At 64.8% G+C, this 16,243-nt stretch carries 16 protein-coding genes; 12 read left to right on the top strand and 4 right to left on the bottom strand.

Going from position 1 to position 16,243, the window contains the following annotated elements:
* Window positions 1-47 precede the first annotated feature (47 nt).
* The 12 genes from CO731_RS27450 to CO731_RS27505 all read left to right on the top strand — a co-directional run bounded on the left by CO731_RS27450 (window position 48) and on the right by CO731_RS27505 (window position 12,464).
* Window positions 48-824, top strand: a complete 777-nt coding sequence (locus tag CO731_RS27450) for a DeoR/GlpR family DNA-binding transcription regulator (RefSeq protein WP_108610380.1) — start codon at window positions 48-50, stop codon at window positions 822-824.
* Window positions 821-2,230, top strand: a complete 1,410-nt coding sequence (locus tag CO731_RS27455) for a carbohydrate kinase (protein ID WP_108610268.1) — start codon at window positions 821-823, stop codon at window positions 2,228-2,230. The genes CO731_RS27450 and CO731_RS27455 overlap by 4 nt, the downstream gene beginning before the upstream one ends.
* Window positions 2,227-3,735, top strand: a complete 1,509-nt coding sequence (locus CO731_RS27460; RefSeq protein ID WP_108610269.1) for a sugar ABC transporter ATP-binding protein — start codon at window positions 2,227-2,229, stop codon at window positions 3,733-3,735. Before CO731_RS27455 ends, CO731_RS27460 begins: the two co-directional genes overlap by 4 nt.
* On the top strand, window positions 3,732-4,733 hold the full coding sequence (locus tag CO731_RS27465; RefSeq protein ID WP_108610270.1) for an ABC transporter permease: 1,002 nt from the start codon (window positions 3,732-3,734) through the stop codon (window positions 4,731-4,733). The genes CO731_RS27460 and CO731_RS27465 overlap by 4 nt, the downstream gene beginning before the upstream one ends.
* 11 nt (window positions 4,734-4,744) lie before the next feature.
* Window positions 4,745-5,692: an ABC transporter permease gene (locus tag CO731_RS27470; RefSeq protein WP_108610271.1), complete on the top strand. Its 948-nt coding sequence runs from the start codon at window positions 4,745-4,747 to the stop codon at window positions 5,690-5,692.
* Between the two features lie 59 nt (window positions 5,693-5,751).
* Window positions 5,752-6,858, top strand: coding sequence for a substrate-binding domain-containing protein (locus CO731_RS27475; protein WP_108610272.1), 1,107 nt, complete (start codon window positions 5,752-5,754; stop codon window positions 6,856-6,858).
* Between the two features lie 103 nt (window positions 6,859-6,961).
* Window positions 6,962-8,023 (top strand): class II aldolase/adducin family protein, encoded by a 1,062-nt coding sequence (locus tag CO731_RS27480; RefSeq protein WP_108610381.1) that lies wholly within the window; start codon window positions 6,962-6,964, stop codon window positions 8,021-8,023.
* Between the two features lies 1 nt (window position 8,024).
* Entirely contained in the window at window positions 8,025-9,302 is a 1,278-nt protein-coding gene (locus CO731_RS27485) for an FGGY-family carbohydrate kinase (RefSeq protein ID WP_108610273.1), read from the top strand.
* Window positions 9,299-10,138 carry a TIGR01459 family HAD-type hydrolase gene (locus CO731_RS27490; protein WP_199914661.1) on the top strand — a complete coding sequence of 280 codons (840 nt, stop codon included), beginning with the start codon at window positions 9,299-9,301 and terminating at the stop codon, window positions 10,136-10,138. Before CO731_RS27485 ends, CO731_RS27490 begins: the two co-directional genes overlap by 4 nt.
* Before the next feature lie 22 nt (window positions 10,139-10,160).
* Window positions 10,161-11,450, top strand: a complete 1,290-nt coding sequence (gene rhaI / locus CO731_RS27495) for an L-rhamnose catabolism isomerase (protein ID WP_108610275.1) — start codon at window positions 10,161-10,163, stop codon at window positions 11,448-11,450.
* A gap of 15 nt (window positions 11,451-11,465) precedes the next feature.
* The gene (gene rhaM / locus CO731_RS27500; protein ID WP_108610276.1) at window positions 11,466-11,783 is read left to right on the top strand and encodes an L-rhamnose mutarotase; all 318 of its coding nucleotides are present in this window, start codon (window positions 11,466-11,468) and stop codon (window positions 11,781-11,783) included.
* Window positions 11,784-11,786: 3 nt separating this feature from the next.
* Window positions 11,787-12,464, top strand: a complete 678-nt coding sequence (locus CO731_RS27505) for a class II aldolase/adducin family protein (protein ID WP_108610277.1) — start codon at window positions 11,787-11,789, stop codon at window positions 12,462-12,464.
* On the opposite strand, the gene CO731_RS27510 is transcribed toward CO731_RS27505, so the two are convergent.
* The 4 genes from CO731_RS27510 to CO731_RS27525 are packed head-to-tail and all read right to left on the bottom strand — an operon-like array spanning window position 12,465 to window position 16,221.
* A complete protein-coding gene (locus CO731_RS27510; protein WP_108610278.1) occupies window positions 12,465-13,289 on the bottom strand; it encodes an ATP-binding cassette domain-containing protein in 825 nt (274 codons plus the stop codon). It abuts the gene before it with no gap.
* On the bottom strand, window positions 13,282-14,319 hold the full coding sequence (locus CO731_RS27515; RefSeq protein ID WP_108610279.1) for an ABC transporter ATP-binding protein: 1,038 nt from the start codon (window positions 14,317-14,319) through the stop codon (window positions 13,282-13,284). The genes CO731_RS27510 and CO731_RS27515 overlap by 8 nt, the downstream gene beginning before the upstream one ends.
* A 1-nt stretch (window position 14,320) precedes the next feature.
* Window positions 14,321-15,217, bottom strand: coding sequence for an ABC transporter permease (locus tag CO731_RS27520; RefSeq protein WP_108610280.1), 897 nt, complete (start codon window positions 15,215-15,217; stop codon window positions 14,321-14,323).
* A complete protein-coding gene (locus CO731_RS27525) occupies window positions 15,214-16,221 on the bottom strand; it encodes an ABC transporter permease (protein WP_108610281.1) in 1,008 nt (335 codons plus the stop codon). The genes CO731_RS27520 and CO731_RS27525 overlap by 4 nt, the downstream gene beginning before the upstream one ends.
* Window positions 16,222-16,243 lie beyond the last annotated feature (22 nt).

Raw genomic sequence — 16,243 nt, forward strand, 5'->3', positions numbered from 1 at the left:
GTTAGCTCATGGCACTGCCTTTTCGCGACGCCATGGGAGGTGTTTTCGTGAACGACATGGTCCGCCAACGGCAGATCGTCGAGCTCTTGCGCGACAGACCCTTTGCTTCGGTGCGCGAGTTGCAGGAGCATCTCGGTGTTTCCGCGGCCACCGTGCGGCGCGACATCGACAAGATCGATGAGGCAGGCGGTGCCCGCAAGGTCTATGGCGGTGTCTCCGCGCTTGATGGCGCAGCGCAGGGCACGGCCTTCGCGCGGCCCTATGACGAGAACCGCGATCTGGCCGTCGAGCCCAAGCGGCTGATCGCCGAGCTTGCCGCGACCATGGTTGCCGATGGAGACGCGGTAATCGTCAATGGCGGTTCGACCTGCTTCCATCTCGGCGTCATGCTGGCCGACCGCAATGTCCGCCTGTTCACCAACTCCATGCCGCTGGCCGGTTATCTCGGCGAGCACGGCAAATGCAGCCTGACACTTGCCGGCGGCGAACTGCATCGCGAGCCACGTGTGATCTACTCGCCGTCGCAGCCGATCAATTTCTACGCCTCCAAGTTCTTCCTCGGGGCGCAAGGGATCAGTGCCGACGGTCTGCATGAATCGCATCCGCTGATGGTGCGCTCGATCCAGGAACTCAGCCGCAATGCCGACCAGATCGTCGTGCTGGCCGATAGCCGAAAATTTTCGATCCATGCCCGCAATGCGGCCTTGCCGCTGTCGCGTGTCGGCATGCTGATCACCGACGACGGCCTGTCCGACCAGCATGCCAAGATGCTGGAGAGTGCAGGCATAACGCTTCGCATCGCTTCCAACGGGGGCGGGGCATGAGCGGCGCGCTCGCAGTCTTCGATCTCGGCAAGACGAACTCCAAGCTGTTCGTGTTCTCGCCCGATGGCACATTGCTCGACGAACGCCGCACCAAGCCGATCTGGCAGGGTTTTCACGGGCGGAGCGTGCTCGACGACGAACGGCTGTTCGCCTGGATGAACCATGAATTGGCCGAGGTCGCAGCGACGCACGACGTGACGCGGCTGACGATATCGGCCCATGGCTGCGCCTTTGCGCTGGTGCGCGGCAACGAGCTCCTGCATCCGATCCTCGACTACGAGCAGGAAATTCCCGATGCGGTTGCCGATGCGATCGACCCGATCCTGCCCGACTTCGCCGAGACCTATACGCCATGGCTGCCTCTAGGCTTTTCCATTGCCCGCCACATCTATTGGCTTGAGGTTGAAGAGCCCGAGGCTTTCGCCGTGACCGAGGCGATCCTTTGCTATCCACAATACTGGGTGTGGCGCTTCAGCGGCCGCAAACTGGCCGAATGGTCCTATCTCGGCGCACACAGCCAGCTCTGGGCGCCGCTCGAGCGGGACTACAGCTCGCTGGTCGAGCGGCTTGGCTGGCGCGACAGGTTTCCGGCGATCGCTCCGGCTGGCGCGGTGGTCGGTGAAGCCAAGGTAACCTTGGCCGATGGCAGCACCCGCGCCATTGCTGTCCACAACGGCGTGCACGACTCCAATTCGGCGCTGGCCTACTACCGCATGACGGGGCTGAGCGACTTTACGCTCGTCTCGACCGGCACCTGGGTCATCATCATCAATCTCGACTGTCCGCTGGGCGCGCTCGACCAGGATCGCGACATGATCGCCAACGTCACCGTCGATGGCGAGCCGGCGCCGTCGCTGCGCTTCATGGGCGGGCGTGAATACGATCTCATTAGCGAAGGCTGGAACAAGCCGATCTCGCAAGGTGCAGTCGAGCGCGTGATGGAGCGCGGCGTCTTCGCCATGCCGTCCTGGGCAGCCGGCGGACCTTTCCCGGAGACGAAAGGGCAAATCGTCGGCGGCGAGGTCAGCGGCGAGGAGCGTGCGGCGGTTGCCGTCCTCTATGTCGCCATGATGACCGACCTGTCGCTCGACCTGATCAAGTCGGAAAATCTCCTCGTCGTCGATGGCGGCCTGGCGAAGGTCGATCTGTTCACTGCGATGCTGGCGCAGTTGCGCCCGACCCAGACCGTCGTGCGCTCGACGATGAGCGAAGGCTCGGCGACGGGCGCTGCGGCACTCGCCTTCAAGGCGATAGGCCTCAAGCCGTTCAAGGACGAGACCGTTCCCGTAACCGCAAGACATATTCCCGGGCTTGACGACTACCGCGCCCGTTGGCGCGAACTGGCCGACGGCGCGCGGGTCGATGCGAGGTCTGCGAAGTCGGAAGCGAAGGCGGCGAGCCGATGAGCACCGCCTATGTCAGCCTCTCCGGCATGTCCAAGTCCTTCGGCGGCGTGAAGGTGCTGAAGGAGGTGAACTTCGACGTCCGTCCCGGCGAGGTGCACGCGCTTCTGGGAGAGAACGGGGCCGGCAAGTCGACGCTCATCAAGATGATGTCGGGTCTCTACACACCCGATGCCGGCACGATTACGGTAGATGGCAGGGAGGTGAAGTTCTCCTCGACCCGCGATGCGGCCGCGGTCGGCATCGCCACCGTCTATCAGGAATTGCTGCTTTTCCCTGAGCTGTCGGTGGCCGAAAACGTGTTCCTCGGCAACTATCCGCGCACAGCCTTGGGCGTCATCGACTGGGCCGAAGTGCGCCGCCGCACCCGCGATCTGCTCGACCAGCTCGACACCTACGATCTCGACGTCGATGCCAAGGTGCTCAGCCTGTCGGTCGCCCAGCGCCAGCGTGTCGAGATCGCCAAGGCGCTGAGCAAGAATGCTCGCATCCTGATCATGGACGAGCCGACCGCATCGCTGGTCGAATCCGACGTGCAGCGGCTCATGATGATCGTCAGGCAGTTGCGTGAGCGCGGCGTCGGTATCGTCTATGTCAGCCATCGCATGTCCGAGATCTTTGCGCTTGCCGACCGGGTGACGGTGCTGCGCGACGGCGCCCATGTCGCCACCAGGGACATCGGCGAGGTCGACGAGAACCAACTGGTCTCGATGATGGTCGGTCGTTCGATCGAGAGCCTGTTCCCCAAGGCCGACGCAACCATCGGCGAGACCGTTCTTCGGGTGACGAACCTCAATCACGGCCGCCACGTGCGCGACATCTCCTTCGATCTGCGGCGTGGCGAGATTCTCGGTATTGCCGGCCTCGTCGGCAGCGGCCGCACCGAGCTGGCGCTGACGCTGTTCGGCATGACGCCGGCAACCTCTGGTGAGATCGCCATGGACGGCAAAGTGGTTCGTATCGGATCGCCGCGCCAGGCGCGCGATCTGGGCATTGCCTATGTGCCGGAGGATCGCGGCCAGCAGGGGCTGGTGAAATCCATGGCCATCCGCAAGAACGTGTCGATGGCGACCATCGAGCAGTTGTCGTCGGGCATCTTCATCAAGGCCGGCGAGGAAGCGCAGCGCGCGCTCGACGCGGTTAAGCGGCTCAGCATCCGCTGCCGCAACATCGGCCAGCCGGTCGGCGAGCTCTCGGGCGGCAACCAGCAGAAGGTGGTCATTGCCAAGTGGCTTGAGACCATGCCGAAGGTGCTGATCCTCGACGAACCGACGCGAGGGGTCGATGTCGGCGCCAAGGCCGAGATCCATACGATCATGGGGGAACTGGTGAAGCAGGGCGTGGCCATCATCATGATCTCCAGCGAACTGCCTGAGGTGCTCGGCATGAGTGACCGCGTCCTGGTGATCAGTGGCGGCCGCATCACCGGCGAGATCGCCCGTGCAGAAGCGACGCCGGAGCGCGTCGGCGCAGCAATGACCGCGCATCGCACCGGGGAGGCCGCATGATGACGACGACAGTCGAAGCGACCGCCCGTTCGCGCTCGGTCCCTCAGCGTCCGGGCTTCTTCAAGCGGCTTTTCGCTGAATACGGCCAGGAGATCGTGGTGCTGGCCGCCATCGTCGTCCTGTTCGCCGTCGTGACGATGGTCAATCCGCGCTTCATCAGCGCCAACAACCTCACCACCATCTTTGCGGGCAATGCTTATATTGCCGTCGCGGCCATCGGCATGGCGATGGTCATCGTCACCGGCAACATCGACGTTTCGGTCGGCGCTTTGATCGGCGTGCTGGCGACGATCTCGGGCACGCTGGCGGTCGCCGGCTACCCGATCTGGTTCGCCTGGCTGGCGCCGGTGCTGGTCGGCATGGCGATCAACGCCATCATCGGCATCCTCGTCGCCTATGCCCGCATACCGTCCATCGTGGTGACGCTCGGCGCGCTGTCCATCCTGCGCGGCGGTCTGATCAGCGTCACTGGCGGTACCTGGATCACCGACCTGCCGCCCGCCTACCTGATCGCGCAGAAGCAGGTTCTCGGCCTGCCCGTGCCGCTCGTATTCATGGTCGTGCTGACAGCGCTTGCGGCACTGTGGATGCGCTACACCGCCTTCGGCCGCTCGCTTTACGCCATAGGCGGCAATGCCGAGGCAGCCCTTGCGACCGGCATCCCGATCGCCCGCCGCATCGTCGCCGTCTTCGTCATCCACGGCGCCTTTGCCGGCCTCGCCACCATCCTGTTCGCCACCCAGCTGCAGGTCATCCAATCGACGGTTCCGCCGAACCTGGAACTCACCGTCATCACCGCGGTCGTCATCGGCGGCGTGTCGATCCTCGGCGGTTCGGGCACGGTGATCGGCTCGACGCTGGCGACCATCCTGTTCGCCACCATCGGTTCGGCGCTGATCTTCGTCAACGTCTCGGCCTATTGGCTGCGCGCCGTGATCGGGCTGCTGATCCTGGCAACCGTGCTGGCCGACATGCTGCGCCGGCGCGGCAGAAGCTGAGGGGCTGCGAGATGAACGTGAAATCCCTCATCCGCCACGAGACCTTGCTGGCACTGTTGCTGGTCGTCGTCCTGATCGTGCTGTCCTTCCAGTCGGACCGCTTCTTCACCGTCGACAACCTGCTCAACCAGGGCCGGCTGATGACCGAGATCGGGTTGATCGCCATTGCCATGACCTTCGTCATCGCCACCGGCGGCATCGACCTGTCTGTCGGCTCGATCCTCGGGCTCACCGCCATCCTGACCGGCGTGTTCTGGCAGAATGTCGGCCTGCCGCTGCCGGTAGCAGCAACTGCTGCGATTGCCGCCGGTACCTTCGCCGGCTTCGTCAACGGCGTCATCATCACGCGCTTCCGCGTGCCGCCGCTAATCGCGACGCTGGCGACGCTGGCACTCTATCGCGGTCTTGCCGAGGGCATCAGCCAGGCACGCTCGGTGCGCGGCTACCCCGAATGGTTTTACGTACTTGGCCAGCAGGACGTGCTCGGCGTGCCGACGCAGCTCTGGATCCTGTTTCTCGCAGCTGTCGTCGCCTCGATCATCCTCGCCTACACAACCTGGGGCCGCACGGTTTACGCCGTGGGTTCCAACGAGGTCGCCAGCCGCTTTTCCGGCCTGTCGGTCGAAAAGACCAAGCTTGCGCTCTACACCGCCTCGGGCTTCGCCGCTGCGGTTGCCGCCGTCATCTTCGTGTCGCGGGTTTCGACCACGCGCTCCGACATGGGCACCGGCATCGAGCTCGACGCCATCACTGCCGTGGTGCTTGGCGGCACCTCGATCTTCGGCGGGCGTGGCACGATCGTCGGCACGATCATCGGCCTGTGCCTCATCCAGGCGCTGAAGAACGGCCTGTCGCTTGCAGGCGTCAAGGGTGACGGCACGATCATGCTGATCGGCGCCGTTCTTATTGTGGCGATCCTCGCCAGCAACCTCTTCGAGAGGAGCGGCACTCGAACCTAGGGAGAGAAACGTCCTTCACTGCCGCTCTAAAGTGTCCGGACGATCAATTGGAGGATGGAATGCGTAAAATAGTGTTTTCTGCGCTTTTGGCCTTGTCCGTCTCGACAAGCCTCAGCCATGCCCAGTCCGTCTGGACGGGCGGCGACGACCTGCCCACCAACCCGCTGGCCTGTGACGCCACCCCGGCCACTGCTGCGGCCAAGCCTTACGATGGCGGCCAGCCGACCAATGCGCCCGACCGCAAGGGCAAGACGATCAAGGTCGTCGACGTGCCCAAGCTTATCGGCATCGGCTACTTCAATGCCACGTCCAAGGGCATCGCCGACGCGGCCAAGGAAATGGGCTCGATGGACGCCAAGACCGACGGTCCGTCCAAGGCCAACATCGACGACCAAGTCACGCTCATCGACAACTACATCACCTCAGGTGTCGACGGCATCCTGTTCGCCGCCAACGACCCGGTCGCTATTGCGCCGGTGCTGAAGAAGGCGCTCGCCGCCGGCATCAACGTCGTCGGCTATGATGCCAACTCGACGCCTGACGCCCGCCAGTGGTTCGTCAACCAGGCCGAGTTCAACGGCATCGCCAAGGCGATGGTCGACTCGATGGCCGCCGAAATCGGCGACGAGGGTGCGTTTGCCATCGTCACCTCGACCTTCACCACGCCGAACCAGGCACGCTGGATCGCCGAGATGGCCGCCTACCAGGCCAAGTGCCATCCCAAGATGAAGTGGCTCGAGACGGTCGAGGCGCAGGAAGACAACATCCTGTCCTTCAACCAGTCGAACACGCTCATCAACAAGTATGGCGACGAGCTCAAGGGCATCTTCGGCATGACCAGCGTGGCGACGCCGGCCGCTGCCGACGCCGTGACCCAGGCCAAGAAATGCGGCAGCGTCGCCGTTGTCGGCCTCGCTACGCCGAACGCGATGAAGCCCTATGTCGGCGCCGGCTGCGTCAAGTCGGTGGTTCTGTGGAACCCTGTCGACCTCGGCTATGCCGCGGCCTACGTTCTGCGCGCGACAGCCGACGGCACGCTGGCATCGGGCGCGACCTCGGTGAAGGCCGGCAAGCTCGGCGATCTCTCCGTCATCAACGGCTCGGAGATCCTGCTCGGCGCGCCGACGGTGTTCAACAAGGACAACATCAACAATTTCGACTTCTGAGGTCGAAACGGGAGACGCGCTCGCGCGTCTTTCCAATTCTCGGAGCTGGCCGGCGACATCACCGCCGGCCAGCTCCGCCACTGCAATGGAAGGGAAAAACGCCATGCCAGAATCGGCCGGCTGGCAAGCCGAACTCGAAGAGCTGAAAGCCGTGTCGGCCCGTATCGGTAGCGACCCGCTGCTGACGCAAGGCGCCGGCGGCAACACGTCTCTCAAGGTCGGCGGCACGCTCTGGATTAAGGCGTCCGGCACCTGGCTGGCGCATGCGCTGGAGCGCGACATCATGGTGCCGGTGGAGATGGCGCCGTTGATTGCTGCGGTCGAAGCGATCGATCCCGCGGCCGAGCAGGCGCATCAGTTCACGATTGCGGCTCTCAACAGTTCCGGCTTGCGCCCGTCGATCGAGACAACTGTACACGCGCTGATGCCGCAGCGTGTCGTGCTGCACGTCCACTGTGTCGACACCATCGCCCATGCCGTGCGCAGCGACTGTATCGAACAGGTCGGCCCGCGTCTTGCCGGGCTCAATTGGGCTTATGTGCCCTATGCGCGGCCAGGCCTGCCGCTTGCGCTCGCCATTGCTGAACATCGCGCCCAGCGGCCGGATGTGCTGATCCTCGCCAATCACGGGCTGGTCGTTGCGGCTGAAACGGTCGCCAAGGCCGAAGCCTTGCTCGACGATGTCAAGGCGAGGCTGCGGATCGTACCGCGCGCCGCATCCGGGCCTCGTCTGGACCAGCTTGTCCAACGTGCCGCCGGCACTGGCTACCGGCTTCCACAACCGGAAGCCGCCCATGCCGCCGCGACCGACCCGCAAAGCACCGGCTTGGCCGCCAAGGGCAGCCTCTATCCCGACCATGTGATCTTCCTCGGTACCGGCTCGGTCATCGCAAAGGATGGTGAGGACGCGTCTGCCGTCGTTGCTCGCCTCGGAACATCGCCGGTCTCGATCCTGTTTCCCGGCGAGGGCATCCTGATGCGCGACGACGCGACGCCGGGTGCCGACGCCATGGCCCGCTGCCTTGCCGATGTGCTGGCGCGTCTGCAGGAAGCCGCGCCGGTGCGTGTACTGACGCTTGAGGAGCACCTCCAACTGACCGATTGGGACGCCGAAAAGTACCGGCAGGACCTGGCCCGCAGGGCCGCCGCCAAGAAGACCGCTTGAGATGAACACCCCGCTTGCCATCGGCATCGACCTCGGCACGTCAGGCGCCCGCGCCGTGGCCATGACGCCTGACTTCGAGATCGTGGCGCAAGGGGCGGCAAGGCTCGCGGATTTCGGCGCCAGCCGGCGCGAGCCAAGGATCTGGTGGCAGGCGGTCGAAGCGGCATTGCGCGCAGTGCTTGCCAAGGTCGACCGCGCCTGGATCCATGCGATTGCCGTCGACGCCACCTCCGGCACGCTGCTGCCGGTCGATGTCGATGGAACGCCGCTCGCCGAGCCGCTGATGTATGACGACAAGGTCAGCGATGCCGCGCTGCTTGCCCGCATCGCTGCCGTCATCCCGGCCGAAAGCGGTGCCCACGGCGCCACCTCCGGGCTTGCCAAGGCGCTGGTCTTCCAGTCGGTGCCGGGGGTGACAAAAATCCTGCACCAGGCTGACTGGATCGCGGGCCGGCTCGCCGGTCATTTCGGCACGACCGACGAAAACAACGCGCTGAAGACCGGCTACGACCCGATCGACCGACACTGGCCGGAGTGGATCGCCGCGACCGGACTCCGAACCGAGCTTCTGCCGCGCGTCGTGGCTCCGGGCGCGCCGATTGAGACCATCGCGCCGGAGATGGCCAGCACCTTCGGACTGAGCGAGGAGGTCGAGATCATTGCCGGCACCACCGACGGCTGCGCCTCGTTCCTGGCGACCGGCGCCGACAGGCCGGGCGATGGCGTCACGGCTCTGGGCTCGACGCTGACGCTCAAGCTGCTTTGCGACCGGCCCATCTTCGCGCCCGACTTCGGCATCTACAGCCACCGCATCAACGGCATGTGGCTCGCCGGCGGCGCTTCCAACAGCGGCGGCAAGGTGCTGGCACATTTCTTCTCGACCGACGAGATCGCGCGGATGTCGAACGGCATCGACGCAGATATCTCGACTGGCCTCGACTTCTACCCGTTGCTCGAACCGGGCGAACGCTTCCCAGTGCTTGATCCGGCCTGGGCGCCACGTCTGGAGCCCCGTCCTGCAGACGATGCCGACTTCCTGAAGGCCATGCTCGAAGGCATCTCGGCCATTGAGAAGCTTGGCTACGACAGGCTCACCGAACTCGGTGCGCCGCCCTTGCATTCAATCCGTAGTCTCGGCGGCGGCGCGGCAAACCAAGCCTGGACCGCGATCCGGCAGCGCCAACTCGGCGTGCCGTTCCTGCCGGCACATTCCCAGGAGGCAGCCGCCGGCACGGCACGACTGGCGCTCATAGGCCTCGAAGCGGTGGGAGACCTGTGATGTCCGCCCAGCAGCTTTCAGGTATTCGCGAACTGGCCGACCGCTTCGAGATTTTTATGCTCGATCAGTTCGGCGTGCTGCATGACGGCACGGCCCCTTATCCCGGCGCAGTCGAAACGCTGGTGAAGCTGAAGCAAGCCGGTAAGCGGACGCTGCTGCTGTCCAATTCGGGCAAGCGCTCGGCGCCGAATGAGGCGCGGCTGGAAAGGCTCGGCTTCGTACCCGGCAGTTGGGATTTTTTCCTCTCCTCGGGAGAAGTCGCTTGGCAGAGCCTGCGAAAGCAGCTCGTCGGCGAAGCGGGTCTCCGCTGCCTGCTCATCGCCCGCGATGGTGACCGTTCGGCGGTCGAGGGCCTGCCGCTGACGCTGGTCGACGCAGGCGAAGAGGCCGACATCGTGCTGCTTTCAGCCAGCGAGGGTGACCGCTACGACCTCGACGATTACCGGCGGCTGCTCCAGCCGGCAGTCGCGCGAGCCGCAAGGTGCCTCTGCACCAATCCGGACAAGGTCATGCTGACCTCGGTCGGCCCGCGCTTCGGTGCCGGGCGCATCGCCGAGCTCTACGCCGAACTTGGCGGCGCGGTGACGTGGATCGGCAAGCCGTTCCCAGAGATCTACGCCGCAGCGCTCGACATGCTCGGTGCTCCCGACCCGGCACGCGTCGTCTGCGTTGGCGACAGCATCGAGCACGACATTGCGGGCGGGCAGGGGGCGGGGCTCTGCACCGCTCTTGTCATGACCGGCGTGCTGGAGACGAGCAGCCAAGCCGCGCGGGAACAGCTGTTCGCCGAGCACCGGGCGACGCCCGATTTTCTCGTGCGGACATTTGCGTGGTGAGGCTGCGCAGGAGGAGGATGTGATGGAAACGATGATATCAGGCGACGCCGTCGAAAAGAGCAATGCCATGAACGAAAAGGCGCTGCGCGCCGATTACGCGTCACTTGGCGAGCAGCTTGATCGTCGTGGCATTGCCATCGATGCCATCCTCGCAAAAGTCGAGGCCTTTGGCGTCGCGATCCCGTCCTGGGGCGTGGGCACCGGCGGCACGCGCTTTGCTCGCTTTCCGGGGCTTGGCGAGCCGCGAGACGTGTTCGACAAGATCGAGGACTGCTCGGTCATCAACCAGTTGACGCGCGCCACGCCCACCGTTTCGCTGCACATCCCCTGGGACAAGGCCGATCCGAACAGGCTGAAGCAATCCGCTGCGCGCTTTGGCCTAGGCTTCGACGCGATGAACTCAAACACATTCTCCGACGCCCGCGACCAGAAGCAATCCTACAAGTTCGGCTCGCTCAGCCACGCCGACGCAGCCACCAGGCGACAGGCGGTCGAGCACAACATCGAATGCATCGAGATCGGCCGGGCGCTGGGGTCGAAGGCACTGACGGTGTGGATCGGCGACGGCTCCAACTTTCCCGGCCAGGTCAATTTTGCCCGTGCCTTCGAGCGCTATCTCGAGGCGATGAAGGCGATCTACGCTGCGCTGCCCGACGACTGGCGGCTGTTCACCGAGCACAAGATGTACGAGCCGGCCTTCTATTCGACGGTGGTGCAGGACTGGGGCACCAACTACCTCATCGCGAAGGAGCTGGGCGAGAAGGCCTATTGCCTTGTGGACCTCGGCCACCACGCCCCCAACGTCAACATCGAGATGATAGTGTCGCGGCTGATCCAGTTCGGCAAGCTGGGCGGCTTCCACTTCAATGACAGCAAGTATGGCGACGACGATCTCGACGCCGGCTCGATCGATCCTTACCGCCTGTTCCTGGTCTTCAACGAATTGGTCGATGCCGAGCTTTCGGGGGCGAAGGATTTTCACCCGGCCCATATGCTCGATCAGAGCCACAACGTCACCGACCCGATCGAGAGCCTGATGCTGTCGGCTGTCGAGGTGCAGCGCGCCTATGCGGCCGCACTGCTGGTCGATCGCAAGGCGCTCGAAGGCTTCCAGGAGGCAAACGACGCCTTGATGGCGACGCAGACGCTGAAGGCCGCGTACCGCACCGATGTCGAGCCCATACTCGCCATGGCTCGGCTTAACAATGGCGGCGCCATCGATCCGGTCGCGGCCTATCGTGCTAGCGGCTACCGCCAGAAGGTCGCCGCCGAGCGGCCGGCGATCTCCGGTGGTAGTGGTGGCATCGTCTGAGGGGGAGGGCCAGACATGCCAGAGCGCATCGCCTTCCGCATGGTCCTCAACCCGGGCCAGGCCGCCGAGTACAAGAGGCGGCACGACGAGATCTGGCCGGAGCTCAGCACCGCTCTTCGCGAAGCGGGGGTGTCGGACTACACGATCTGGCTCGATCCCGAGACCAATCACCTGTTCGCGACCCTGGTCCGCACCGACGACCACAGCATGGACAGGCTACCGCAAACCGAGGTCAACCGCCGCTGGTGGGACTTCATGGCCGACATCATGCAGTACAACGACCGCAACGAGCCTCTGGTCGTGCCGCTGCGCAAGGTTTTTCATCTGGAGTAGACCATGACTGACAAGGCATTGCGCGACGAAATGGTGTCGATCTGCCGGCGCATGAATTCGAGCGGCATCAACCAGGGCACGGCTGGCAATCTGTCGGTGCGCTCAAGCAAAGGCTTCTTGATCACGCCGTCGGGCATGCCCTACGACATCATGGGCCCCGACGACATTGTCGAGATGGATTTCGACGGCACCTACGTCGGTCGCCGCCCGTCTTCGGAGTGGCGGTTCCACCGAGATATCCTGAAGGCACGCGAGGACATCAGCGTCGTGCTTCATTGCCACTCGGTCTATGCGACGACGCTCGCCTGCCATCACAAGGCCATTCCTTCCTTCCACTACATGACCGGCGTTGCCGGCGGCACAACCATCCGCTGCGCCACCTACGCGACGTTCGGCACCCAGGCATTGTCCGACAATGCGCTGGTCGCGCTCAAGGACCGGCTCGCCTGCCTTCTCGGCCAGCACGGCCAGATCTCGCTCGGCACCAATCTCGAACATGCGCTGTGGCTGGCGATCGAGGTGGAGACACTGTCGCGCATCTATGTCCAGGCGCTCACCCTCGGCGAGCCGCCGGTCCTGCCCGACGACGAGATGGCGCGCGTCATCGAACAGATGCGCCGCATGAGCTACGGCCTGGCACCGGACGCTGAGGGCACCAACGACGTCGCCCGTCCGCGCTAGCTAGCCGCCGCGGCCGGTGTTTGCCGGTACTTTCACCTCCGGCATCGCGCCGATCAGCATGCGGGCATAGTCGCTTTTTGGGGCGTCGAAAATGTCGGCGCAATCGCCTTGTTCGACGATTTCACCGCGATTGATCAGCGCCACGCGGTCGCAGAGGTAACGCACCACTGCCAGATCGTGGCTGATGAAGAAATAGGTCAGCCCGAGGCGATCCTGCAGGTCGCACAGCAGGTTGAGGACCTGCGCCTGTACCGACACGTCGAGCGCGGAAGTCGGCTCATCCAGGAGCAGGAGCTCCGGCCCGGAGGCAAGCGCACGCGCGATGCAGATGCGCTGGCGCTGGCCGCCGGAGAATTCATGCGGATAGCGGTGAAGATGCTGCGGGCCCATGCCGACGAGCGAGAGCAGCTCGGCGGCGCGGTCGCTGCGCTGCTTGCGGGTCAGGCCAAGCGTTTCGTGGTGGATCAGCAGCGGCTCGGTCACGATGTCGTGCACCGACATGCGCGGATTGAGCGAGGCATAGGGATCCTGGAATACGATCTGGACGCGCGCGCGCAGCCGCCGCAATTCGACATCGGAGAGCTTGCCCAAATCCTGGCCCTGCACACGGATGCTGCCCGAGGTCGGCGTTTCAAGATGCAGGATGGAGCGGGTGAGCGTCGTCTTTCCCGAACCGCTTTCACCGACGAGACCGAAGCTTTCACCCTTGCGCACGGTGAGCGAGACGTTCTTCAAAGCATGGACTTCTGGCGATGCACCAAAAATGCCGCGACGGCCGGGGTAGATCTTAGAGACGTTGTCGATTTCAAGCATGATCTCAGCCATGGACAAGCGTCTCCATCTCGGCCACGCGGATGCAGGCGGCGGCGTGGTCGTCGCCGACGGGAACTGCCGCCGGCATGGCCGCGCTGCAGGCGGGCAAGGCAAACTGGCAGCGCGGGGCAAAACGGCAGCCCGGCGGCGGCACGATGAGGTTCGGCACCGAACCCGCCAGCCCGCGCAGCATGCCGCGCTTGGTTTCCCGGGTCGGGATCGCCGACATCAGCGCGCGCGTATAGGGATGAACGGGACTGCCGATCACCGCCGCGACCGGGCCGCTTTCGACGATGTTTCCAGCATACATCACCGCGACATGGCTGCATGTCTGGGCGACGACGCCGAGATTGTGGGTGATCAGCACGACGCCCATGTCGAAGTCGTTGACGCTGTTCTTGATGAGTTCGAGGATCTGGGCCTGGACCGAGACATCGAGTGCCGTCGTCGGTTCGTCGGCGATGAGGAGGTCAGGCCGGCCGATCAGGGCCATGGCGATCAGCACGCGCTGGCGCATGCCGCCGGAGAACTGGTGCGGATAGCTGTCGAGCCTCGCCTGCGCATTGGGAATGCCGACACGTGCCAGCATGTCGCCGGCCAGCTTGCGCGCGGCGATGCGGCGCGCCCGCCGGCCGGCATTGGGCGGGCAATCGAGTACGCCAGCATCATGCTCCGCCGCGGCCAGCGCCACGTCGACGAGTTGTTCGCCGATGCGGAAGGCCGGGTTCAGATTGGTCGTCGGGTCCTGGAAGATCATCCCGATGCGCTTGCCGCGCAGGCGCTGCATCTGGGCCTGGCTGAGCTTGAGAAGGTCCTGCCCCTCGAGCAGGATCTCACCTGCGACGTAGTGCGCCGGCGGCGTCGGCTGCAGGCGCGAAATCGACAGGCCGGTCAGCGATTTCCCGCAGCCGCTTTCCCCGACGAGGCCCCAGATCTCGCCTCGGTTCACGGTCAGGTTGATGCCGTTCAGGACATGCGCCCGGCCGTCGAAACTCGACATCTTGAGGTGGAGGTTGCGGATCGAAAGCAGAGGTGCGGTCATCTTAGCGCCTCGCTTTCGGATCGAGCACGTCGCGCAGGCCGTCACCGAGAAGATTGAAGCCGAATACCGCCAGGAACATCGCCATGCCCGGGGCCATGGCCGTCCACCAGTAGTCGGGCATGTAGGAGCGCGAGACCGAAAGCAGCGTGCCCCATTCGGGCGTGGGCGGGCGGACGCCGATGCCGATGAAGCCGAGGCCCGCCACGGTGAGGATGGCGAAGCCCATGTCGAGGGACATCTTGACGATGATCGGCGACACGACGTTGGGCAGGATATGACGGAACAGGATACGCTTCGGCGTGGCGCCGAGCGCGCGGGCCGCGGTGACATAGACTTCCTCGCGCGCCGCCAGCACCTCGCCGCGTACCAGCCGCGCATAGCCGGGCCACCACGACAGGGCGATGGCGATGACCATGTTGCCGAAGCCCGCCCCGAGGGCCGCGGCGATGGCCATGGCAAGGATCAGCCCGGGTATGGTCAGCGTGAGGTCGGTCAGCCGCATCAGCACTTCGTCGACCCAGCCGCGGGCGAAGCCGGCGATGGCGCCGACGAGCGTGCCGATGGCCGAGCCGATCAGCACAACGCCGAGGCCCGCCAGCACCGACACGCTGGTGCCGGCCATGACCAGCGACAGCACGTCCTGGCCCAGCTCGTTGGTGCCGAAGGGATGGGCCGCCGATGGCGCCAAGAAGCGCGAGGCGGTATCGACGCCGCCTGCGACGTGGGCGGGATAGGGGGCGAGCACGGTGCCGAAAATGGTGAAGAAGATCACCGCCGCGACCATGGCCGCGCCGAGCATCGACAGCTTGCTCTGCGAAAAGCGGAAGAAGGCACGGCGCAGCCTGTCGCGGCGAGGCGTGCCAGGATCGTCCGCGGTGTTCTGCTCCATCGTGGTCATGAGTAGCGGACCTTGGGGTTGATGACGCCGTAGAGCACGTCGATGATGAGATTGGCGAAGACGAAGAGCAGGCCGATGACCAGTGCCACGCCGATCACCGGCATCATGTCCTGCGAAACGATGGCCTTGGTGGCGTAGAGCCCGAGGCCGGGCCAGTCGAACACGGTCTCGACCAGCACCGTGCCGCCAAGCAGCCAGCCGAAATACAGTCCGATTACGGTCAGCGTCGCCGAGACCGCGTTGCGGGCGACGTATTTGGTGATGATCTTCCTGGATGGCAGGCCGAGTGCGCGGGCGGTCATCACATAGTCCTGCTGCATCACCTCGATCGTCGAGGAGCGCATCATTCGCATGATGGTGGCAAGCGGCGAGAGCGACATGGCGATGGCCGGAAGCGCGAGGTGGCGCAGCGACATGACGAAAGCCGTCCAGTTGCCCGCGATCAACGAGTCGATCGTCAGGAATCCGGTCACGCTGGGCGGGGGGATGACGACGATCGGCAGGCGGCCGCCGAGCGGCAGCCACATCAGCCACATGGCAAAGCAGAGCTGCAGGAGCAGCCCGAGAAAGAAGCGCGGCATGGAAATCGCGCCGATCGCGCCGACCTGGGCAAGATAGTCCGGCCAGCGGTTGCGCCACACGGCGGTGACGAGGCCGAGCGGAATGCCGACTGCCACGGCGATGATCATCGCAGCGAAAACGAGTTCGAGCGTGGCGGGAAGGTAGGCGGCAATGTCGGTTGCGACGGGGCGTCGGGTGAGGAGCGACGTGCCGAAGTCGCCATGGGCGAGGCCCGACACATAGGTGGCATACTGCGTCCAGACCGGCTTATCGAGGCCGTATTCCACGGCCAGCGCCGCGATCTCGGCCTGGGTCGCGTTCGGACCCGCGGCGAGCGCCACCGGATCACCCGGGAGAAGCCGAGCGATGGCGAACATGATGATCGTCAGCCCGATGATGACCGGTATGAGCAGCAGGAGTCGCCGCAGGATGAAACGCAGCATTGCCGATGTCCTCTGTTTGGGG

The organism is Aminobacter sp. MSH1, from assembly GCF_003071665.1.
Taxonomy (GTDB): domain Bacteria; phylum Pseudomonadota; class Alphaproteobacteria; order Rhizobiales; family Rhizobiaceae; genus Aminobacter; species Aminobacter niigataensis.